This window comes from Luteimonas galliterrae (assembly GCF_023374055.1).
Lineage (GTDB): Bacteria > Pseudomonadota > Gammaproteobacteria > Xanthomonadales > Xanthomonadaceae > Luteimonas_C > Luteimonas_C galliterrae.
The window spans coordinates 301874-323482 of record NZ_JAMBEP010000001.1 but is presented as its reverse complement, the minus strand read 5'-3'; the positions used below and the strand labels follow the sequence as shown (position 1 = coordinate 323482).

General features: G+C 66.8%; 21 protein-coding genes. 5 read left to right on the top strand and 16 right to left on the bottom strand.

What is annotated here, in order from left to right; all coding sequences use genetic code 11:
* Window positions 1–29: 29 nt before the first annotated feature.
* The 13 genes from M2650_RS01470 to prmB all read right to left on the bottom strand — a co-directional run bounded on the left by M2650_RS01470 (window position 30) and on the right by prmB (window position 14136).
* Complete coding sequence (locus M2650_RS01470; protein ID WP_249470293.1) at window positions 30–968, bottom strand: isopenicillin N synthase family dioxygenase; 939 nt, start codon at window positions 966–968, stop codon at window positions 30–32.
* 188 nt (window positions 969–1156) lie between these two features.
* Window positions 1157–2503, bottom strand: coding sequence for a phosphoglucosamine mutase (gene glmM, locus M2650_RS01465; protein WP_249470291.1), 1347 nt, complete (start codon window positions 2501–2503; stop codon window positions 1157–1159).
* A gap of 124 nt (window positions 2504–2627) precedes the next feature.
* Window positions 2628–3515, bottom strand: a complete 888-nt coding sequence (accD, locus tag M2650_RS01460) for an acetyl-CoA carboxylase, carboxyltransferase subunit beta (protein ID WP_249470289.1) — start codon at window positions 3513–3515, stop codon at window positions 2628–2630.
* Between the two features lie 155 nt (window positions 3516–3670).
* Window positions 3671–4465: a tryptophan synthase subunit alpha gene (trpA, locus tag M2650_RS01455; RefSeq protein ID WP_249470287.1), complete on the bottom strand. Its 795-nt coding sequence runs from the start codon at window positions 4463–4465 to the stop codon at window positions 3671–3673.
* Window positions 4462–4863, bottom strand: coding sequence for a DUF3144 domain-containing protein (locus tag M2650_RS01450; RefSeq protein WP_249470285.1), 402 nt, complete (start codon window positions 4861–4863; stop codon window positions 4462–4464). The genes trpA and M2650_RS01450 overlap by 4 nt, the downstream gene beginning before the upstream one ends.
* A 147-nt stretch (window positions 4864–5010) precedes the next feature.
* The gene (gene trpB / locus M2650_RS01445; protein ID WP_249470283.1) at window positions 5011–6195 is read right to left on the bottom strand and encodes a tryptophan synthase subunit beta; all 1185 of its coding nucleotides are present in this window, start codon (window positions 6193–6195) and stop codon (window positions 5011–5013) included.
* Window positions 6196–6223: 28 nt separating this feature from the next.
* Window positions 6224–6901: a phosphoribosylanthranilate isomerase gene (locus tag M2650_RS01440; RefSeq protein WP_249470281.1), complete on the bottom strand. Its 678-nt coding sequence runs from the start codon at window positions 6899–6901 to the stop codon at window positions 6224–6226.
* Complete coding sequence (gene truA, locus M2650_RS01435) at window positions 6898–7683, bottom strand: tRNA pseudouridine(38-40) synthase TruA (RefSeq protein ID WP_249470279.1); 786 nt, start codon at window positions 7681–7683, stop codon at window positions 6898–6900. The genes M2650_RS01440 and truA overlap by 4 nt, the downstream gene beginning before the upstream one ends.
* Before the next feature lie 19 nt (window positions 7684–7702).
* Window positions 7703–9553, bottom strand: a complete 1851-nt coding sequence (locus M2650_RS01430) for a FimV/HubP family polar landmark protein (protein ID WP_249470277.1) — start codon at window positions 9551–9553, stop codon at window positions 7703–7705.
* Between the two features lie 97 nt (window positions 9554–9650).
* Window positions 9651–10667, bottom strand: a complete 1017-nt coding sequence (locus M2650_RS01425; protein WP_249470275.1) for an aspartate-semialdehyde dehydrogenase — start codon at window positions 10665–10667, stop codon at window positions 9651–9653.
* Window positions 10668–10866: 199 nt separating this feature from the next.
* Window positions 10867–11865: a 2-hydroxyacid dehydrogenase gene (locus M2650_RS01420; RefSeq protein WP_249470273.1), complete on the bottom strand. Its 999-nt coding sequence runs from the start codon at window positions 11863–11865 to the stop codon at window positions 10867–10869.
* The gene (gene aroC / locus M2650_RS01415) at window positions 11862–12971 is read right to left on the bottom strand and encodes a chorismate synthase (RefSeq protein ID WP_249470271.1); all 1110 of its coding nucleotides are present in this window, start codon (window positions 12969–12971) and stop codon (window positions 11862–11864) included. The genes M2650_RS01420 and aroC overlap by 4 nt, the downstream gene beginning before the upstream one ends.
* A 217-nt stretch (window positions 12972–13188) precedes the next feature.
* Entirely contained in the window at window positions 13189–14136 is a 948-nt protein-coding gene (gene prmB, locus M2650_RS01410; protein WP_249470268.1) for a 50S ribosomal protein L3 N(5)-glutamine methyltransferase, read from the bottom strand.
* 84 nt (window positions 14137–14220) lie between these two features.
* Between prmB and M2650_RS01405 the strand changes: the two genes are divergently transcribed.
* Window positions 14221–14862 carry an SCO family protein gene (locus tag M2650_RS01405; RefSeq protein WP_249470266.1) on the top strand — a complete coding sequence of 214 codons (642 nt, stop codon included), beginning with the start codon at window positions 14221–14223 and terminating at the stop codon, window positions 14860–14862.
* Window positions 14863–14991: 129 nt separating this feature from the next.
* Window positions 14992–15834, top strand: coding sequence for an archaetidylserine decarboxylase (gene asd / locus M2650_RS01400; RefSeq protein WP_249470264.1), 843 nt, complete (start codon window positions 14992–14994; stop codon window positions 15832–15834).
* Between the two features lie 34 nt (window positions 15835–15868).
* Here asd and M2650_RS01395 read toward each other — a convergent pair whose 3' ends face one another.
* Window positions 15869–16636, bottom strand: coding sequence for a class I SAM-dependent methyltransferase (locus M2650_RS01395; RefSeq protein WP_249470262.1), 768 nt, complete (start codon window positions 16634–16636; stop codon window positions 15869–15871).
* 1 nt (window position 16637) lies between these two features.
* Window positions 16638–18191 carry a transglycosylase SLT domain-containing protein gene (locus tag M2650_RS01390; protein ID WP_249470260.1) on the bottom strand — a complete coding sequence of 518 codons (1554 nt, stop codon included), beginning with the start codon at window positions 18189–18191 and terminating at the stop codon, window positions 16638–16640.
* Window positions 18192–18407: 216 nt separating this feature from the next.
* Between M2650_RS01390 and M2650_RS01385 the strand changes: the two genes are divergently transcribed.
* Genes M2650_RS01385 through greB form a run of 3 tightly spaced genes read left to right on the top strand, consistent with a single transcriptional unit; the run spans window position 18408 to window position 20954 of the window.
* Entirely contained in the window at window positions 18408–19919 is a 1512-nt protein-coding gene (locus M2650_RS01385; protein ID WP_249470258.1) for a helicase HerA-like domain-containing protein, read from the top strand.
* Window positions 19920–19947: 28 nt separating this feature from the next.
* A complete protein-coding gene (locus tag M2650_RS01380; protein WP_249470257.1) occupies window positions 19948–20439 on the top strand; it encodes a copper resistance protein NlpE in 492 nt (163 codons plus the stop codon).
* Window positions 20440–20441: 2 nt separating this feature from the next.
* Window positions 20442–20954: a transcription elongation factor GreB gene (gene greB / locus M2650_RS01375; protein ID WP_249470255.1), complete on the top strand. Its 513-nt coding sequence runs from the start codon at window positions 20442–20444 to the stop codon at window positions 20952–20954.
* On the opposite strand, the gene M2650_RS01370 is transcribed toward greB, so the two are convergent.
* Window positions 20933–21376 carry a low affinity iron permease family protein gene (locus M2650_RS01370; protein ID WP_249470253.1) on the bottom strand — a complete coding sequence of 148 codons (444 nt, stop codon included), beginning with the start codon at window positions 21374–21376 and terminating at the stop codon, window positions 20933–20935. The genes greB and M2650_RS01370 overlap by 22 nt on opposite strands.
* Between the last annotated feature and the right edge of the window lie 233 nt (window positions 21377–21609).

Here is a 21609-nt window from a genome sequence, read left to right as displayed (position 1 = left end):
GAGCAAGCTCGACTCTACGAAAAAAGCGGCTACTTGAGTTTGATCTCTTTCAGCCTCTCTTCGAGATAGCCCTGCGCGGTGATCGGTTCGGGATAACGGCTGGGACTGTCGGTCGTGACCGTCGACGGCAATACGTCGATCAGGAAATCCGGATTCGGGTGCAGGAAGAACGGCGTGGAATAGCGCGGCTTGCGCGCCTCTTCGCCCGGCGGATTGACCACGCGGTGGGTGGTCGACGGATACACGTGGTTGGTCAGGCGCTGCAGCATGTCGCCGATGTTCACCACGATGGTGTCGGCCTCGGCCGTGAACGGCACCCACTCGCCCTTGCGCGACTTCACCTCCAGCCCGGCCGCGCTGGCGCCCACCAGCAGCGTGATCAGGTTGATGTCCTCGTGCGCGCCGGCGCGCTCGTTGGGGATGTCGTCGGCGGTGATCGGCGGATAGTGGATTGGGCGCAGGATCGAGTTCCCGAAGTTCGTCTTGTCGACGAAGTAATCTTCGGGAAGGCCGATATGCAAAGCGAGCGCGGAAAGGACGCGCGAGCCGAGCTGGTCCAGCGTGCGGTACAGCCCGTAACCGACTTCCTTGAATTCCGGGATCTCTTCGGGCCACAGGTTCGGCGGCATCACGTCGGCGTACTTGGAATCGCGCGGGATCTCGCGGCCGATATGCCAGAACTCCTTGAGGTCGGAGTGCTTGGCGCCCTTGGCCGTCTCCACGCCGAACGGCGTGTAGCCGCGCGCGCCGCCGCCGCCGGGTACGTGGTATTTCTTCTTCACGTCTTCGGGCAGCGCGAAGAAACGCTTGAACACATCGTAGGACGCGTCGATTTGCGATTGCGGGATGCCGTGGCCGCTGATGCCGGCGAAACCCCATTCGCGGTAGGCGGCGCCGAGTTCGGCGACGAAGGCGTCGCGATCCGTGTCGTAGCGGCGGATGTCGAGGGTAGGAATTCTGGAGGTCATTGCGATGCTCTTCGCCGTTTCTTTTTAGCCGTCATTCCCGCGAAGGCAGGAATCCAGTGACTTACGCTTTCTTCCGTGTACCGGTATTGCCTATCCGATGTTGCCGTACTCTCGCGCGAACAGCCGGACCCTCGCCCTGGCCTTCGGCCTGTCCCTCTCCCATAAAGGGAGAGGGAAAAGCAGGGGCCTCAGTGCTTCGCTGCGGCCTCTACCGCACCCGCCAACTTGTCCAGAGTCTGCTGCATCAACGCATCGTCATCGGCTTCGACCGTCACCCGGACCACAGGTTCCGTGCCGGACGGACGCAGGAAGGCGCGGCCGTGCCCCTGCACCGCCGCCTGCGCCTCGGCCAGCGCGGCTTTGACGCTGTCGGCTTCCGCCGGTTTCGCGCCGTTGCCGTAGCGAACGTTGACTGTTTTCTGCGGCACTTTGCTCAAGCCCTTCAGCGCGTCCTGCAGCGAAACGCCGCGCCGGTGCAACACTTCCAGCACCTGCAGCGCGCTGACGATGCCGTCGCCGGTGCTGGCGCGGTCCAGGCACAGCAAATGCCCGGAAGCCTCGCCGCCGAGCACGCTGCCGTGCTCGACCATCGCCTGGTGCACGTAGCGGTCGCCGACCTTGGCGCGCAGGAAGCCGATGCCACGCTCGGCCAGCGCGCGCTCGAAGCCGTAATTGGTCATCAATGTGCCGACGACGGGGCCTTGCAGGCGTCCGCTGTCGCGCCAATCGTTGGCGAGCACGTACAACAAGTCGTCGCCGTCGCGCACCGCGCCGTCGCCGTCGACGAACAGCACGCGGTCGCCGTCGCCGTCGAAGGCGATGCCGAGGTCCGCGCCGGTCGCCAATACGCGGGCAGCCAGCGCTTCCGGATGGGTCGAGCCGACGCCGTCGTTGATGTTGAGCCCGTTCGGATCGACGCCGATGGCATCGACGCGCGCGCCGAGCTCGCGCAGCACCAGCGGACCGATCTGGTAGGTGGCGCCGTGGGCGCAGTCCACCACGATGCGCATGCCGCTCAGGTCGAAACCTTTCGGCACCGAGTTCTTGCAGTGCTCCAGATAACGGCCGATGGCGTCGCGGGTGCGCACCGCACGGCCCAGGCCCTCGGAGACGACGGTGCGGAACGGCTGCTCCAGCGCGGCCTCGATCGCCAGCTCGGTGGCGTCGTCCAGCTTCTCGCCATCCGCCGAGAAGAACTTGATGCCGTTGTCGTAATGCGGATTGTGCGAAGCGGAGATGACGATGCCGCCATCGGCACGCAAGGAACGGGTGAGGTGCGCCACCGCCGGCGTCGGCATCGGCCCCATCAGTTGCACGTCGACGCCGGCCGCGACCAGGCCGGCTTCCAGCGCCGCCTCGAACATGTAATTGGAGATCCGCGTGTCCTTGCCGATGATCACCTGCGGGTTGCGCCAGGCGTTCTTCTTCAGCGCATGGCCGTAGGCATTGCCCAGGCGCAGCACGAAATCGGCCGAGATCGCGCCTTCGCCGACGCGGCCGCGGATGCCGTCGGTGCCGAAATGCTTGCGGCTCATGGGTGGGTCCGGGATCGGGGATTAGGGATTAGGGATTCGAAAAATCCGGCATCGCCGAAACGCCCGCAGAAGCGGCGCAGCGCGCTTGCGAATCCCGAATCGCGAATCACGAATCCCGCCCTCCTCACGCCGCCTCCACGTCGTCTTGCGGCTGCGGCTGCTTCATCAGCAACGCCAGCAGATGGGCGATGCGCTCGCGCAGTTCGCGGCGGTCGCAGATCTGGTCGATCGCGCCGTGGTCGAGCAGGAATTCGGAGCGCTGGAAGCCTTCCGGCAAAGTCTCGCGCACGGTCTGCTCGATCACGCGCGGGCCGGCGAAGCCGATCAACGCTTCGGGCTCGGCCATGTTGATGTCGCCGAGCATCGCGAACGAGGCCGATACGCCGCCGGTGGTGGGATGGGTCATCACCGAGATGTAGGGCAACCCCGCCGCGCGCAGCCGGCCGAGCGCGGCCGAAGTCTTGGCCATCTGCATCAGCGAGAACAGGCTTTCCTGCATGCGCGCGCCGCCGCTGGCGGAGAAGCTCACGTACGGGCTGCCGATCTCCAGCGCGCGTTCGGCGGCCAGCGCGAAGCGCTCGCCGACCACCGAGCCCATCGACCCGCCCATGTAGGCGAAATCGAAGGCGCTGGCGACGATAGGGCGCAGCTTCAGCGTGCCCTGCATCGCGATCAGCGCGTCGCGCTCGCCGGTGGCTTTCTGCGCGGCCTTGATGCGGTCGGAATACTTCTTCTGGTCCTTGAACTTGAGGATGTCGGTCGGGCCGAGTTCGACGCCGATCTCCTCGCCCGTGCCCGCGTCCAGGAATGCGGCCAATCGCGCGCGCGCGCGGATCGGCATGTGGAAGCCGCACTTCGGGCAGACCTCCAGGTTTTCTTCGAGCTCGGGCCGGTACAGGACCGAGCCGCAGCGTTCGCATTTTTCCCACAGGCCCTCGGGGACGCTGCGTTTCCTGCCGGCGCCGCTATCGGTGCGTATCCGGGAAGGCATCAATTTCTTCAACCAGCTCATAAGTTCAGGGATGGAAAGATGCGCTCAGTGTAACCCCGGCCTGCCGTAGGTCGGGCCTACGTGCCCGACGCTCGCCTACGTGCCCGACGCACGCGGGTCTCCGAAGCGGTGTGCGTCGGGGGCGTTGCCCCGACCTACGCCCCCATGGACGGCTGTCAGATTTCGTCCAGCGCGGCCCGCAAAGGCGCCAGGAACCGGCCTGCGGCCTCAGGCGCGTCGGCCGCTTCGGCCAGCGCGGCGACCAATGCGCTGCCGACGATCACGCCATCGGCGGCCCGGCCCATGGCCGCAGCGCTGGCCGCGTCCTTGATGCCGAAGCCGGCCAGCACCGGCGCCGCGCTCATCGCACGGATCCGCTGCAGGCGCTCGCTGGCGAGGCCGACGTCGAGCCGGTCGGCGCCGGTGACGCCGGCGAAGCTGACGTAGTACAGGTAGCCCTGCGCGTCGGCGCACAAGGCGTGCAGGCGCTCGTCGATCGTCGTCGGCGACGCGAGCAGGATCAGGGCGATGCCGTGCGCCGCCAACGCGGCGCGGCATTCGCCGGCTTCCTCCGGCGGCAGGTCGACCAGCAGCAGGCCATCGACGCCGGCGGCAGCGGCTTCTTCGGCGAAACGCGCATGACCGCGGATCTCGATCGGATTCAGATAACCCATCAACACCAGCGGCGTGTCGGCGTCGCGTTCGCGGAACGCGCGCGCGCAGTCGAGCACATATGCGAGTCCGGCACCACGCGCCAGCGCACGCTCGGAGCTGCGCTGGATGGTGGGGCCTTCCGCCATCGGGTCCGAGAACGGCACGCCGAGCTCGATCGCATCGGCGCCGGCGGCGACCAGCGCGTGCAGCACCGGTACCGTCGCCTGCAGCGACGGATCGCCGGCGGTGACGAACGGCACCAGCGCCTTGCGTCCGGCCTTGCGCAGCGCGTCGAAACGCGCCGTCAGCCGGTTCATTCGCCGGAGATAAGCGGCGAAACGCCCGGCTGCGGCTTGCCGACGCCCATGGCCGCGTATTCGGCCGCCAGCTCGGATTCGCCGACGTTGACGCCGCGCTCGGCGCCCAGGCCGTCCAGATTCTCGTTGAGCATCCGGCGGTACATGCGGGTCATGTAGTCGAGGAATTCCTTGCGCTCGGCGGCCGGGTCGCTGACGTTGGCCAGGTAGACGTGGGCGTTGAAGCGCGAGGCCGCGTACATGCTGGCCATGCTGATGCGCTTGAGGCCCTGCTCCTTGGACTGCTTGTTGGTCAGCTCCAGGTACTCGTTGACGCAGGTGAAGAACGCCGGATCGAGCTGCGGCGGTTGCTGCTGGCCGGCTTCGGTCTGGGCCTGGGTCTGATTCTCTTCGCTCATCTTGGTGCTCCGTTGCAGTGAATGGTCGGTCTATTTTTTAGACACGGATAAAATCTGGTAAATGCGGATAAAGCGCTATGTGAATTGACCGGCTTTATCCGTGTTGATCAGATCTGATCCGTGTCTAAAACCGGTTGCGTTTGAAAGTCATAACAAAATTCCTTCGCGCGCGGCGATGGTGTGCACGTCCTTGTCGCCGCGGCCGGACAGGTTGCACAGCACCAGCGCGTCCTTGGGCAGTTCGCGCGCCAGCTTGAGCGCCTGGGCGATGGCGTGGCTGGATTCGAGCGCGGCGAGGATGCCTTCGGTCTTGGCCAGCAGGTGGAAGGCAGCCAGCGCTTCGTCGTCGGTGACGCCCACGTACTCGGCGCGTCCGCTGTCCTTGAGGAAGGCGTGCTCCGGACCGACGCCGGGATAGTCCAGGCCGGCCGACACCGAATGCGTCTCGATGATCTGGCCGTCGTCGTCGCACAGCACGTAGGTGCGGTTGCCGTGCAGCACGCCCGGCCGCCCGGCCGCGAGCGATGCGGCGTGATGTCCGGTCGCGATGCCCTCGCCCGCCGCCTCGGCGCCGACGATGCGCACGCCGGGGTCGTTGAGGAACGCGTGGAACAGGCCGATCGCGTTGCTGCCGCCGCCGACGCAGGCGGTGATCGCATCGGGCAGGCGGCCGTATTCGGCCAGCATCTGCGCGCGCGCCTCGCGGCCGACCACGGCGTTGAAGTCGCGCACCATGCGCGGATACGGATCCGGGCCGGCGACGGTGCCGATGATGTAGAACGTGTCGCGCACGTTGGTCACCCAGTCGCGCATCGCTTCGTTCAAAGCATCCTTCAGCGTCTGCGAACCGCTGGTCACCGGCACCACGGTCGCACCGAGCAGTTTCATGCGGTAGACGTTGATCTTCTGCCGCTCGATATCGGTCGCGCCCATGTAGACGACGCATTCCAGGCCCAGCCGCGCGGCGACGGTGGCCGAGGCCACGCCGTGCTGGCCGGCGCCGGTCTCGGCGATGATCCGGGTCTTGCCCATGCGGCTGGCGAGCAGCGCCTGGCCGATGGTGTTGTTGATCTTGTGCGCGCCGGTGTGGTTCAGGTCCTCGCGCTTGAGCAGGATGCGCGCGCCGCCGGCGTGGTCGCTGAGGCGTTGCGCGTGATAGATCGGGCTGGGGCGGCCGACGTAGTGGGCCAGGTCTTTTTCGAAGGCGGCGATGAAGGCCGGATCGACCCGCGCCGCATCGTAGGCCGCGGCCAATTCTTCGACCGGACCGATCAGCGTTTCGGCCACGAAACGCCCGCCATAGCGGCCGAAATGGCCGCTGGCATCGGGCATGGCGTGGTAATCGATGCTTGGGGCCTGTTCAGGCGGGCTGGCGGGAGGCCGGCTCGGATTCGGTGTGGCAGTCGGCACGTCTGACTTCTTCGACGAAACGTCGCATCTTATCGCCATCCTTGATCCCGGGCTCGCTTTCGATCCCGGAGGCCACGTCCACGCCCCAGGGCAAAGTGGCCAGGACCGCATCGAATACGTTTTCCGGCCGCAATCCGCCAGCCACCACGAAGGGCTTGTTCAGGCCTGCCGGGATGCGGGACCAGTCGAAAACGCGGCCGGTGCCGCCGCCCATGCCCGGGGCATGGCTGTCCAGCAGGAAGCCTGCCGCACCCGGATAGCGGGTGTGCAAGGCGCGCGCATCGACGGCTTCGTCCTGCATCGCCACCGCCTTCATATAGGGCACGCCGAAGCCGCGGCAGAAAGCGTCGTCCTCGCCGCCGTGGAACTGCAGCAAGGTCGGCCGCACTTGCTTGATCACTTCGCGGATCTCTTCGACGTCGTTGTCCTGGAACAGCGCCACCGCATCGACCAGCGGCGCCATGGCATTGCGCATGGCGCGCGCTTCGGTAGGGTGCACGCGGCGCGGACTGTCGGGCGAAAAGATGAAGCCGACCGCATCCACGCCGAGCTCGCTCGCCAGGCGCACGTCGCCGGCGCGGGTGAATCCGCAGAACTTGATGCGGGTGCGGAATAGGAGCTTGTTCACAAAGTCACCTCGGCGGGCAAGCGCCATTCTGCCCCATAGCGCGGGCCGAGGAAGACCAGGCCCTCGGCCGGCGCCGTGGGGCCGGCCAAGGTGCGATCGCGGCCCTGCAACACGTCGCCGATCCAGCGCTCCGGCCGCTCGCCCGCGCCGACTTCGAGCAGGCTGCCGACGATGTTGCGGACCATGTGGTGGAGGAAGGCATTCGCCTGCAGCTCGAAAACGACCTGTTCGCCTTCGCGCCGCACTTCTATGGCCTGCATGTCGCGCCGCGCGTGCGGGGCTTGGCAATGCACGGTGCGGAACGCGGAAAAATCCTGCTCGCCGAGCAGGACTTGCGCGGCGCGATGCATCGCGCCCGCATCCAGCGGCCGGCGCTCCCAGGCCAGGTACTGGCGTTCCAGCGCCGGACGGACCGGGCGGTTCAGCAAGCGGTAGCGGTAACGTCGCGCTCGCGCCGAAAAACGCGCGTGGAAGTCGCCTGCCACCGCTTGGCACCAGCGCACGCAAATTGCGGCCGGCAGACGGCTGGTGGCGCCGAGCATCCAGCCCCGCGGCTCGCGCGGTACGTCGCTGTCGAAATGGACCACCTGGCAGGCGGCGTGCACGCCGGCGTCGGTGCGTCCGGCGCAGACGGTTTGGATGGGCGACGCGGCCACGAAAGACAGCGCCTCTTCCAGCGCCGCCTGCAGGCTGCCGGGGTCTTGCTCTCCGGGTTTGCTGAGGCGCTGCCAGCCGAGGAAATCGCTGCCGTCGTATTCGACGCCCAGCGCGTAACGCGTCACCGCCGCCGGCCGCGACCCGTCATCGCGGCAGATCCTGCAGCATGCGCACCGCTTCGGCGCGTGCGTCGGGGTCGCCGACCTGCACGATCTCCTGCAGCAGGCCGCGCGCGGTGTCGTGATCGCCCAAGTCCATGTAGGCGCGGGCCAGCTCGATGCGCTCGTGGCCGATGCGCAGCTCACCGTTGCCGCTGGCGGAATTGCCGGTGGCGCCGCCGTGCCAGGTCGGCGCCGACGCGTTGCCTGCCCAGCGCGTCGGCGGCTGCGAGGCGCCGTTGCCGCGCGAGGCGGGCTCGGCCACCACGGGCGGGACGCTGGCAAAGGACACCGGCGGCGCCGGTTCGGCGACCTCCGCATTGGGCATGCTGGCCGCCAACGCGGCGCTGTCGGTCACCGGCCGTGCCGATTTCGGCGCAGGCGTGCGGCGGCCACGGCGCGCCAGCCACCAGCCGAGCAGTCCGACCACCACCAGCAGCAAACCGCCGCCGAGCCACAACGCGGTGCCGCTGTCGGCCTGCGCCTGATCGGCCGGCGTTTTGGGCGTGGCCTGCGTGGTCGAGGCCGGCTTGGCGGCCGCCTGGTTGGATTGGGCCAGGCGCTGTTGCGCGGCCGCCAGCTCGCTGTCCTTCAGCGCGATCAGCTGCTGCTGTTGCTGCTGCAGTTTCTCCAGGTCGGCCAGGCGGGATTTGAGCTCCTGCACCTCGGCGTCGCGCGCCGCCAGGGTTTCCTTGGTCGTTTGCAGTTCCTGTTGCTGTCGCAGCATGTCGCCCTCGCCTCCGGCGCTGGCGCCGGATCGTGTACCTGCCTGCACGGCGCCATCGGCGGCCGGCGGGATGATTTCAAGCCTTGCGCCGGCCACGGCCGGCGATTTCGGCGCCGCCGCGTTCGTCGTTTCGGCCGCCGCGCCGGTGGCCGCCATCGCGGCGATGCTGGCCGCACGCGCCTGCGCGCGCTCTTGCCGCGCCCGGCGCCACTGTTCGATCTGGTCGCGGACGATCACCGCAGCCTCGGCCGCGCCGAGGCTCGCGATCTCGTCCGCGCCGGGCGCGCGCAACACCGCGCCTTGCTTGAGCTTGTTGATGTCGTTGCCGATGAACGCATCCGGATTGGTGCGCAGCAAGGCCAGCATGGTCTGGTCGAGCGTATAGCCGGCGGGTTTCAGCGCTACCGCGATCTCGGACAGGGTCTGGCCGGCCTTCACCGGCGCCAACACGCCGTCTTGCGGCGGCGGGACCGCAGCGGCGGCCTCATCGGGCGAAGGCATGGGTGCGGGCGGCGGCGCGACCCCGATTGCGGAGGAAGGCGGCGGCTCGTTCGGTTCTGCGGCGACCGCTCGGGGCGGAGCTTCGGCTGCCGGCTCGGCAGGCTTGGCCTGCTGCTCGGGGCCCAATTCGGTCGGCGATGCATCGATGGCCGCCGGCGCTTCGGCCGGACGCGTCACCCTGTCGGCCAGCGCGGCTTGCGGCGCATCGATCATCGGCGCGCTGGGCGAAGGCGCATCGCGCGGCGGGTCGACCAGCGCGGAATACTCGCGCACCAGCTTGCCCTGGCCCCACTCCACCTCGACCAGGAAGGTCAGCATCGGCTGGGTGATCGGCTGCGTGCTGGTCACGCGCACGGCCAGACCGCCGCTGTTGTCGCGGACCACGGCGAACTGCAGGTCCGCGACGGCGCCCTGCGGCGGCTCCAGGCCGATGCGGGCGAAGGTTTCCGGCGAGGCCAGGCGCGCCTGCAATTGCTCCAGCTCGGCCGGGTCGTTGGAAACGATCGGGATTTCGGCCAACAGCGGCTGGCCGGCCTTGGACTTGACCTGGATCTGGCCCAGCCCCAGCGCCAGCGCCTGCCCGCAGGCCAGCGCCAGCAGCAAGGTCAAGGCGATCCGGATTGCCCGTTTAGCCATCATCGACACGCAACCCCCCTCGGCTGCCTGCGGTTCTTATACCGTGGCGACACTATAGGGCCCTCGTCGGTCAACGCCCAGCCGCCACCAGTTCGGCGATCTGAACCGCGTTCAGCGCAGCGCCCTTGCGGATGTTGTCGGAGACGATCCACAGGTTCAGGCCGCGCGGATGCGACAGGTCGTCGCGGATGCGGCCGACGTAGACGGCGTCGTTGCCCGAGGCATGAGTGACCGGGGTCGGGTAGCCGCCGGGCTTGCGCTCGTCGACCACTTCCACGCCGGGCGTGGCTTCCAGCAGCTTGCGCGCCTCTTCCGGAGTGATCTTGTCGCGGGTCTCGATGTTGACCGCCTCGGAATGGCCGTAGAACACCGGCACGCGGACCGCAGTGGGGTTCACCAGGATGCTGTCGTCGCCCAGGATCTTTTTGGTTTCCCAGATCAGCTTCATTTCTTCCTTGGTGAAGCCGTTGTCCATGAACTCGTCGATGTGCGGGATCACGTTGAAGGCGATCTGCACCGGGAATCGCTCCGGTTCGATGCCCTGGAAGTTCAGCAACGCGCCGGTCTGGCGGCCGAGCTCTTCCAGCGCCGAGCGGCCGGCGCCCGATACCGACTGGTAGGTCGCCACGTTGATGCGCTCGATGCCGACCGCGCGATGGATCGGCGCCAGCGCCACCAGCATCTGCATGGTCGAGCAATTGGGATTGGCGATGATGCCGCGCGGGCGCGTGGCGGCGGCCTCCGGATTCACCTCGCTGACCACCAACGGCACGTCGTCGTCGTAACGGAAGGCGGAACTGTTGTCGATGACCACGGCGCCGGCGGCGGCGAATTTGGGCGCGTATTCCTTGGAGATCGAGCCGCCGGCGGAGAACAGGGCGATGTCGACGCCGGTCGGGTCGAATTTGGCCAGATCCTGCACTTCCACTTCACGGTTGTTGAAGACGACGGTGTCGCCGGCGGAACGCGCACTGGCCAGCGCGACCAGCTCGCCGACCGGGAATTTGCGCTCGGCCAGGATCGACAGCATCACCTCGCCGACTGCGCCGGTGGCGCCGACCACCGCTACCTTGTACTGCTTGCTCATCTTCTCTCTCTAGGTTCGCTTTTGCTTTCTCCCCCTTTGAAAAAGGGGGGCACAGGGGGATTTGCTCTTGACCTTGCCGTTGCTCTTCGTAGGAGCGGCTTTAGCCGCGAGCTCATTCTCGCGCGTTCGCGCGACCCGGTAGAAAGAGCTCGCGGCTAAAGCCGCTCCTACGAAAAGCAAATGCTGTTAATTCCTCTTTTCAACGAGGAAGAACAGCGTGGGGAATCGCGTTGCGCGGCTTACCCGCATCCGGCCCGAAGCCCAGCGCCGCGATCAGATTATCCACCGCCAGCGACACCATCGCACGCCGCGTGGCCAAACTTCCGCTGGCGATGTGCGGCGTCAGCACCACGTTGTCCAGCGCCAACAGGCGCGGATCGACGTTCGGCTCGCCTTCGAACACATCCAGCCCGGCCGCGGCCAGCCGCCCGGCGGCGAGCGCATCGGCCAGGGCCGCTTCGTCGATCAGGCCGCCGCGGGCGATGTTGGTCAGCGTGGCGGTGGGTTTCATGCGGGCCAGCGTGGCGGCGTCGATCAGGTGGCGGTTCTGCGCGGAATACGGCAATACCAGCACGGCATGATCGGCCTGCGCAAATAACGTTTCGTAATCGACATAGGACGCGCGGCATTCGCGTTCGACCTCTTCCGGCAAGCGATGGCGGTTGTGATACAGCATGCGCATGCCGAAACCCGCCGCCCTTTTGGCGATGCCCTGCCCGATCCGGCCCATGCCCAGGATGCCCAGCGTCGAACCGTGGATGTCGGCGCCGAGCAGGCTCTTGAACGACCAGCCGCGCCATTGCCCGTCGCGCAGCCAGCGCTCGGCCTCGGTGATGCGGCGCGCGGCGGCCATCATCAGCGCGAAACCGAAATCGGCGGTGGTTTCGGTCAACACATCGGGCGTGTTGGTGACGACGATGCCCTGCGCCTGCAGCGCGGCGACCTCCAGGTTGTTGTAGCCGACGCCGACGTTGGCGATCGCGCGCAAGCGCGAAGCCGCCGCCACCTGCGCCGCGCCGACCGGATCGTTCAGCGTCACCAGCGCGCCGTCGGCCTCGCGCAACGCCTCGGCGATGCGCTCGGGCGCGTGATCGGCGACCTCGCGGGTCGCGTCGACGTCGAAATGGGTTTCCAGCCGCGCGACGATGTCGTCGAACAGCGGCTGCGAAACCCATACACGGGGTCGCGCAGCCGTCATTTGGACGCTTTCGTTCGGGCTTCGCCGGGAATCCGCGGCGTCACGTCGCCGACGTCCCCGCATTGCGCGCGATGGCGCAGCGCCTGGTCCATCAGCACCAGCGCCAGCATCGCCTCGCAGATCGGCGTGGCGCGGATGCCGACGCAGGGGTCGTGGCGGCCGGTGGTGACGATCTCGACTTCTTCGCCGCGCACATCCAGGCCCCGGGCCGGCAAGCGCAGGCTGGACGTCGGCTTGAACGCCACCGACACCACCACCGGCTGGCCGGAACTGATGCCGCCGAGGATGCCGCCGGCATGGTTGGACAGGAAGCCTTCGCGCGTGGCTTCGTCGCGGTGCTCGCTGCCCTTCTGCGTGACCGACGCGAAACCATCGCCGATCTCGACGCCCTTGACCGCGTTGATCGACATCATCGCCGCGGCCAGTTCGCCGTCGAGCTTGCCGTAGATCGGCTCGCCCCAGCCCGGCGGCACGTTGTCGGCGACCACCGTCACTCGCGCGCCGACCGAATCGCCGGATTTGCGCAGCGCGTCCATATAGTTTTCGAGTTCGGCGACCTGCGATGCGTCGGGCCAGAAGAACGGGTTGGCCTCCACCGCGTTCCAATCGAACGAAGCAGGCACCACATCGCCGATCTGCGCCAGGTGCCCGCGCACCTGCACGCCGTATTTTTCCGCCAGCCATTTCTTGGCGATGACAGCCGCGGCCACGCGCATCGTGGTCTCGCGCGCGGACGAGCGGCCGCCGCCGCGCGGATCGCGGGTGCCGTATTTCTGCCAATAGGCGTAATCGGCGTGGCCGGGCCGGAACTGCTCGGCGATCCTGGCGTAATCCTTGCTGCGCGCATCCGTGTTGCGGATCAGCAGTGCGATCGGCGTGCCGGTCGTCTTGCCCTGGTACACGCCGCTGAGGATTTCGAGCTCGTCGGCTTCGTGCCGCGCCGACGTGTGCCGGGTCCTGCCGGTGGCGCGGCGCGCGAGGTCGTGCGCGAACTCTTCCGCCCCGAGGGCGATGCCCGGCGGACAGCCGTCGATCACGCAGCCGATCGCCGGACCGTGCGATTCGCCGAACGTGGTGACGCGGAACAGGTGGCCGAAGGTATTCACGCAGCCTGCCCTCGCTGTTCCCCCCTTTGAAAAAGGGGGGCAGGGGGGATTTGCCCTTGATTCCGCTTTTGTAGGAGCGGCTTTAGCCGCGAGCTCTTGATCTTGGCCAACAGCAAGAGCTCGCGGCTAAAGCCGCTCCTACAAAAAGCTGAGAGCAAATGCCCCCTGCCCCCCTTTTTCAAAGGGGGGGACAGCAAGAGATTCGAGGCGGTGCCGGTCAAAACAGCGTTCCCGTCGCAGCGGCCTTCGCCTCTCGCGCATCCGCCAACTCGCGGATGCGCGCATTGTGCGTGACCAGATCGTGGCGCTCGACCACGAATACGCCCATCTGCCCTACTTTGAACTCCACCCAGGCCAGCGGCAGCTCCGGCAACAGCTTCGTCAACGCGCGCTCGGCCTCGCCCACTTCGCAGATCAGCAAGCCTTCGTCGGTCAGATGCAGCGGCGCATCGCGCAGGATCTTCAACGCCAGGTCCAGGCCGTCGTCGCCGGCGCGCAGGCCCATGTCGGGTTCGTGCGAATACTCTTTCGGCAGCGCATCGGTTTCGTCGTTGGTGACGTACGGCGGATTGGTGACGATCAGGTCGTAATGCTCGCCCTGCAGGGCGGAGAACAGGTCGGACTTGAGCAGGCGCAGGTTCTGCACCAGCAGCCGCTTTTCGTTCTCGCGCGCCAGCGACAGCGCATCGTCGCTCAGGTCGACGCCGTCGACGTGCCAGTCGGGATTGTAGTGCGCCATGGCGATGGCGATGCAGCCCGAGCCGGTGCACAGGTCCAGCGCGCGGCGCACTTCGCGGCCGCCCAGCCAGGGCTCGAAACCGGCTTCGATGAGTTCGGCGATCGGCGAACGCGGCACCAGCGCGCGCGGATCGGACTTGAACGACAGCCCCGCGAACCAGGCTTCGCCGGTCAGGTAGGCGGCCGGAATGCGCTCCTCGATGCGGCGCAGGAACAGCGCCAGCACTTCTTCCTTCTCGGCCTCGGTCACCCGCGCCTGGCCGTAAACGGGCGACAGGTCGTGCGGCATGTGCAGCGCGTGCAAAGTCAGCTGCGTAGCCTCATCCAGCGCGTTGTCGTAGCTGTGGCCGTAGGTCAGCCCCGACGCGTTGAAGCGGCTGGCGCCGTAGCGGATCAGGTCGATGATGGTCTGCAGTTCGATGGCCACGAGGTCCCGCAGGGCGCAGAGGGTCAGGAATTATAGCGGCCGCGGCCGGTATCATGGCCGGAACGCGACTGCCGACCCGCCCGCATGTTCAATCGCACCACGCTGATCGTCCTCATCGCCGCGCTCGCCGCCGGCCTCGGCCTGTGGGCCGCGCGCGGCTTTTTCGGTAGCGCCGCCCCTGGTCCTGCGCTGCAGACCGCACGCCTGTTCGACCATCCGCGCGAACTGCCCGCATTCGCGCTGCGCCAGTCCGACGGCACGCAACTGATCCCGGGCGAGCTGAAAGGCCACTGGACCCTGGTTTTCCTGGGCTTCACCCACTGCCCCGACGTCTGCCCCACCACGCTGGCCGAGCTCGCGAGCGCGCAGAAGCGCTGGGAGCCGCTGCCCGAAGCGCGCCGCCCGCGCGTGCTGTTCGTCTCGGTGGACCCCGAGCGCGATACGCCGATGAAGATCGGCGGCTATGCGCACGCCTTCCATCGCGACACGCTGGCGGCCACCGCGGACGTGCCGGCGCTGGAATCCTTCGCCAAGTCGCTGTCGCTGGTGTTCATGAAGGTGCCGGCGCCGGAAGGCACGCCTGCGGGCCAGTACAGCGTGGACCATTCGGCGGCGATCGCCCTGCTCGATCCGCAAGGCCGCATGGCCGGCGTGATCCAGCCGCCGCTGCAGCCGAAGGCGATAGCGGAAGATCTGCTGGCGTTGACCGCATCCTCCAAGAAATGAATCCTTTTTAGCCGTCATTCCCGCGAAGGCGGGAATCCAGTGACTTTCGCTGTTCCTCCACATCTCCATAAGCAAAGTCGCCGGATCCCCGCCTTCGCGGGGATGACGGCTGAGAGCAAAAAAAACGACATGGACTTGATCACCGCCCTCACTTACGTCCTGCCGCATCGCGCAGTGTCCTCGCTGGCGCGATCGCTCGCCTATTCGAAACACGGCGCGACCAGCCGCTGGCTGATCGATACCGTCACCCGCAAGTTCGGCGTGGATTTGTCCGAGGCTGCAAACTCCGATCCGCGTTCCTACGAAACGTTCAATGCGTTCTTCACCCGCGCGCTGAAATCCGGTGCGCGCGTTCCCGATCCGGATCCGAACGCATTGCTGATGCCCGCCGACGGCCGCATCAGCCAATGCGGCGCGATCGAAAGCGGCCGCATCTTCCAGGCCAAAGGGCAATCGTTCACCGCCGCCGAACTGTTGGGCGATGCGAAAGCGGCCGAGCCGTTCGCCGACGGCCTGTTCGCCACCGTCTACCTGTCGCCCAAGGACTACCACCGCGTGCACATGCCCTGGACCGGCACGCTGCGCGAAACGGTGCACGTCCCGGGGCGTCTTTTCAGCGTCGGTCCCGCTGCGGTGCGCTATGTGCCGCGGCTGTTCGCGCGCAACGAGCGGCTGGCCTGCCTGTTCGACACCGATTTCGGCCCGATGGCGGTGGTGATGGTCGGCGCATTGCTGGTTTCCGGCGTGGAAACCGTGTGGGGCGGCGTCGCGATTCCGCGCTATGGCGACAGGATCGCCAAGAAGGATTACCGCGGCCGCGGCATCGTGCTTGAACGTTTCGCCGAAATGGCGCGGTTCAACTACGGTTCGACCGTGATCGTGCTGTTGCCTCCAGGCGCAGCCGTTCTGGCGCCCGGGCTTTCCGCGGAATCGGCGGTACGCCTCGGCGAAAGGCTGGCATCGCGCGCATAGGCGCGAATCGCGGCGCTCGCCAAGGCACCGACGGCTAGCCGAAAAGCCGCGCCAGCCGCTGTTTCAGGCTCTTTTTCGTTTTCGGTGCGACCGGCGCCGGCGGATGGTATTGGGGCACCTGCGGGGTGCCGGTCATCAAGTGGTCGGGGGCCGCCATCGGACGTTTCTCGATTACCAGAATGCTGTCGTAGTAATGCAGCGAATGCGCATGCCGGGTGAATTCCGAAACCGATAGCCGGTCCTTCTCCATCGAATGCCAGGCGTTGATGTAGTCGATGAAATCCTTGCTGTACTCGACGAAAGTATCCGCTTTCCTGTAGCCGCCGCCGAACTCCGGCCAATACGAGGTATGCATGTCCTCGCACAAATAGACGCCGCGCTCGTCGATGCGGTGGAAGAGTTCTTCGAACGTGTTGATCTGCTGCGCCATCGTATGGCCGCCGTCGTCGATCAGGATGTCGATCTTCGGGAGCCGCGCGGCCAGCGACCTCAGGAATTCGCGGTTCTCCTGGTCGCCGATGAAGATCTCGACGCGCTCTTCCTCGAGCTGCTTGCAATGCGGGTTGATGTCGACGCCGTAGATCCGGCACTTGGGCCCGAAATAGTCCTTCCACATCTGCAGCGAACCGCCGTGGGACACGCCGAACTCGACGATGTTGACCTCGGTGCCCTTGAAGCGCGAGAAATGGCGGTCGTAGACCTCGAAGTAGTGCCGCCACTTGTGGATCAGTTTTCCCGTGTTCTGCGCGAAGTACTTCTCTAGGTCGTTCAAGCCGATGCCCTCGTCGTCTTGGCCTTGCATGTCATTCGCGGCAGCCTTGCAGCTTGAGCGTCTGCCCGGAGCGCAAAGCATAGCGCGGCGCCTTCAGGCCATTGGCCTTGGCCAGCGACTTGGTATCGCACTGGTACCTCTGCGCGATCGACACCAGCGTCTCGTTCTTGGCGACCTTGTGCTTTCCCGGATTCTTCGGCTTGGACGCGGCCGCGACGGACGGCGTGGCGCCCAGCGGCGCGGGTGCGATGCCGCCCGACGGCGGCAAGGTTTCCACCGGCCCGGTGCGCACGATCGCCGAATTCGGATCGCTCAGGACCAGCTGCTTGGCCAGCTCTGCGCGCGCGCCCTGCACACAATGCCGGTTGTACAGGCCCACGATCTGCGCGGTGGCATTGAGACTGGCGCCGGCAGGCAGGTAGCTGTCGGGCTGATAGCGCGGATTGAGATTGCGCAACGCGCGCATGAAACCGTCGCGGGTGCCGCCGCTGCCCAGGCAGATGGTGAGTTCGTAGATCGAGGTCGGTTTGGCCAGGCGCAACGGCGCGTACTTGGATTCGACGCGCGGAAAGGTGATGCCGTACTTCTTCGGATGCAGGAACAGCCATGCCGCGGCGATCACCATCGGCACGTAGTCGCGCGTTTCCGCCGGGAACTGGTTGTAGACGTCGGCATCCCAGAAGCCGCGGCCTTCGCTGGCGTTATAGATCCGCAGCGCACGGCCTTCGCCGCCGTTGTAGGCGGCCAGCGCCATTTCGATGCTGCGGTTGAGCTCGCCCATGCGTTCGTTGAGGTAAGCCGCGCTGGCGTCGGCCACCGCATGCGGGTCGTAGCGCGTATCGAAGCCTGTGCCGTCCTGGCCCAGGCCGAAGCGCAGGCCGGTGGCGTACATGAACTGCATCGGCCCGGCCGCTCCCGCGCGCGAGGTGACGTGCACCTTGCCGTTGGATTCCTTGGCCATGATGCCGAACAGCAGGGCTTCGGGCAGGCCGGCGCGCTCGAACGACGGCGACATCAGCTGGCGCATGTATTGGTAGTTTTCGTAGCTGTCCATCAATGAGGGGCGCATGTCGGTCAGCCAGCGGCGGATGCCGGCCTGCACCGCCGGGTTGTACTGCACCATCTTGTCGAAGCGATGGCGCTTGTCGTCGAGCAGGCTGGCGGCTTTCGCCGCTTCGGGCACGTCGTTGCTGAAGGCGATGTCGCCGGCGTGGTCCGGATCCAGGTCGGAAGGATCGTCCGCCTCGTCGGGAATCTGCCCCTGCGCATCCGCACTAGTCTTCAACAGGCGTTTGTAGACCGTGACCATGTTGGTGACTTCGCAGCCTTTCTGCTGGCTGCAAGCATCGACCGCGTCTTCCATGTCCTCCAGCGCGGCATTGCTCTCCGCGACGCCGACCGGGTCGTTGTTGCCGATCTTCACCAGCGCATCGCGATAGCGCTTTTCAGCCGCGGTCATGCGCGCGTTGAGCGCGGCGACGGCCTGCTCGCGTTTTGAGGCGGCAGCGGCATCCGGAGAAATCAGCACCAACGCCAAGGCGGCGGCAAGCGGAGCGAATCGGAAAGCAAGGGCAAAGGAAGGCATGGACTGCAAATGGGACAAGGGACAGGAAGGTTAGCCGCCTTATGAGAAGAGGGGCAACCTAAAAACCGTAGCCCGGGTGGAGCGCAGCGATACCGGGGGCTTTTTCTTGCGAGGCCTGCGGTGAAGTGCCCCGGGTATCGCCTGCGGTTCCACCCGGGCTACCGTTGCGGCGACGTCAACCAATTAGAATCGGGCCATCGAACGCCAGGAACCCCCATGGACTCCATCCTCGTAGGCAAGGCCGTCACCACCCCCACCAGCGGCCAAGTGTTCCTGCTGCCCAAATACGGCAACCGCCACGGCCTGGTGGCGGGCGCCACCGGCACCGGCAAGACCGTCACGCTGATGACCCTGGCCGAAGGTTTCTCGCGGCTGGGCGTACCGGTCTTCCTGGCCGACGTGAAAGGCGACGTCGCCGGCCTGGCCGTTCCAGGCGCGCTCAACGACAAGCTGCAATCGCGCCTGGGCGAAATCGGCCTGACGGGATATGCGCCGGAAGGCAGCCCGACCGTGTTCTGGGACCTGTTCGGCAAGCTCGGCCACCCGGTGCGCACCACGGTCAGCGAGATGGGCCCGACCCTGCTCGCGCGCATCCTGGAGCTGAACGACACCCAGAGCGGCGTGCTCGACATCGTCTTCAAGCTGGCCGACGACCGCGGCCTGCTGTTGCTGGACCTGACCGACCTGCGCGCCCTGCTCGGCCTGGTCGCGGACGAGCGCAAGGACATCTCGACTTCGTACGGCCTGGTCAGCACGCAGTCGGTCGGCGCGATCCAGCGCTCGCTGCTGCGGCTGGAGCAGGAAGGCGGCGACGTGTTCTTCGGCGAACCGGCGCTGGAACTGGCCGACCTGATGCGCACCACCACCGATGGCCGCGGCGTGGTCAACATCCTGGCCGCGGACCAGCTGATCCTGAAGCCGCGGCTGTATTCGAGCTTTCTGCTGTGGCTGATGTCGGAACTGTTCGAGAATCTGCCCGAAGTCGGCGACCTCGACAAGCCCAAGCTCGTCTTCGTGTTCGATGAAGCGCATCTGCTGTTCGACGATGCCCCGCCCGCGCTGCAGCAGCGCGTCGAACAAGTGGTGCGCCTGATCCGCTCGAAGGGCGTCGGCGTGTATTTCTGTTCGCAGTTCCCCGACGACGTGCCCGACAACATCCTCGGCCAGCTCGGCAACCGCGTGCAGCACGCGCTGCGCGCATTCACGCCGCGCGACCAGAAGGCGGTGCGCACGGCGGCCGAGACTTTCGTGCCCAATCCGAACCTGGACGTGGCCGAGGCGATCTCCAAGCTCGGCACCGGCGAAGCGCTGGTGTCCACGCTGCAGGACAAGGGCGTGCCGATGCCGGTGGAACGCACCCTGATCGCGCCGCCGCGCTGCCGCATGGGCGCGATCACCGAGGCCGAACGCGCGCAGGTGCGCGCGGGCAGTCCGGTCGGGCACAAGTACGACAACCGCGTCGATCGCGAATCGGCCTCCGAAATGCTGGCCAAAAAAGTCGACAACGCCGCGGAAAAGGCCCAGGCGCCGCCGGCGCGCACGCGCGAGCAGGACGAGGCCGAATCGGGCGGCTTCGGCCAGTCGGTGAAAGACGCCGTATTCGGCACCAAACGCCGTCAAGGCATGGTCGAAACGATGGCCAAGCAGACGGCGCGCACGGTCGGCAGCCAGATCGGCCGGCAGATCCTGCGCGGCGTGCTCGGCGGCATCTTCGGCGGCCGGCGCTGACTTTCGTTCACCCCCAAGGAGCCATCGCATGAAACAGACCTGGATCATTACGGGCATCGCCTTGACCGCCCTGGCTTTGCCCGGTTGCAAGAAAGAGGCTGCGCCGGAAGCCGCCGCACCGGCCGCGCCGGCAGCCGAAGCCGCAGCGCCGGCCGACCCCGCGCTCGCGGCCGCGGCCGCACCGACCGATTTCGACATGCGCAGCTTCGCCGGCAGCTTCAGCGGCACCCTGCCCTGCGCGGATTGCGCGGGCACCGATACGCGGATCGCGCTGGCCGGAGACGGCACCTACACGATCGACGAAACATACCAGGGCAAAGCCACCGCACCGGCCAGGAGCGACGGCCACTGGACCGCGGAAGACAACGGTCACCGCCTGCGCCTGGATCCGAACAGCAAGAGCGACGCGGACCGCCTGTTCGAGATCGTCGGCAAGGACGAGATCCGGCTGATGGACAAGGACGGCAACGCCATGCAAGGCGCGCAGAACTTCAGCCTGAAGCGCGTCGCCGCGCAATAACCATGGGCCGCTGGCGGCCGCCTGCCGAAAAAAGTACGGCGCTGATCACGCGCGAAGGCCACGCTCGGCTCAAGACCGAGCTGGACGAGCTGTGGCGCGTGAAACGTCCCGAAGTGGTCAAAGCCCTCGCCGCAGCCGCGGCCGAGGGCGACCGGTCCGAGAATGCGGAATACACCTATCGCAAGAAGCAACTCGGCGAGATCGACCGCCGCGTGCGCTACCTGTCCAAGCGGCTGGAAGTGCTGCGCGTGGTCGATGCCGCGCCTTCCGACCCGGAAGCGGTGTTTTTCGGCGCATGGGTGGAACTGGAGAACGTCGCCGACGGCGAAACGGTGCGCTACCGCATCGTCGGGCCCGACGAGACCGACGCCAAGCGGGGCTTCATCAGCATCGACTCGCCCTTGGCGCGGGCGATGCTGAAAAAGCGCGCCGACGACGAATTCGATGCCGTGTTGCCCGGCGGCGCGATCCGCTACGCCATCGTCGGCATCCGCTACGGCCCCGGCTTGGGTTGATCGACGCGCACCTCCGGCGTGCCGGCATCGTCGTCGTCTTCCGGGGCGCAGTTGCGCGCCTTCTCGGCCAAGGCTTCGTAGCGGCCGCGGAACTTTTCCAGTTCGTCTTCTTCCAACTCTTCCAGGTCCAGCAGGGCATTGTGAGCGCCCTGAGTGGAACGGATCAGTTCGTCCAGCTTGATCTGCAAGGCCTGGGTGTCGCGGTTCTGCGTGTTCTGGATCAGGAACACCATCAGGAAAGTGACGATGGTGGTGCCGGTGTTGATCACCAGTTGCCAGGTGTCGCTGAAGCCGAAAATAGGCCCGCTGATCACCCAGGCCAGCACCACGCCCAGAGCCAGCATGAAGCACAGCGGCCGCCCGGTGAAGCGCGAGGCGGCCTTGGCCATGCGGGTGAACCAGCCGGGTTTGTTGTCTGCCATTGCGATGCCCTCGGTGCGGTTGCGGGCATTGTGCGGATGGCATGCGAACGCGGCGTCACGGTGCTCTGGCTTTTTTAAGCCGTCATTCCCGCGAAGGCGGGAATCCAGTGACTTTAAGGCGTCCCCAGATCGCGGCGATGCTACCTGCCATCCTGCGTGCCCTCACCCAACCCTCTCCCGCAAGCGGAAGAGGGCTAGAGCCAAGTCACTGGATTCCCGCCTTCGCGGGAATG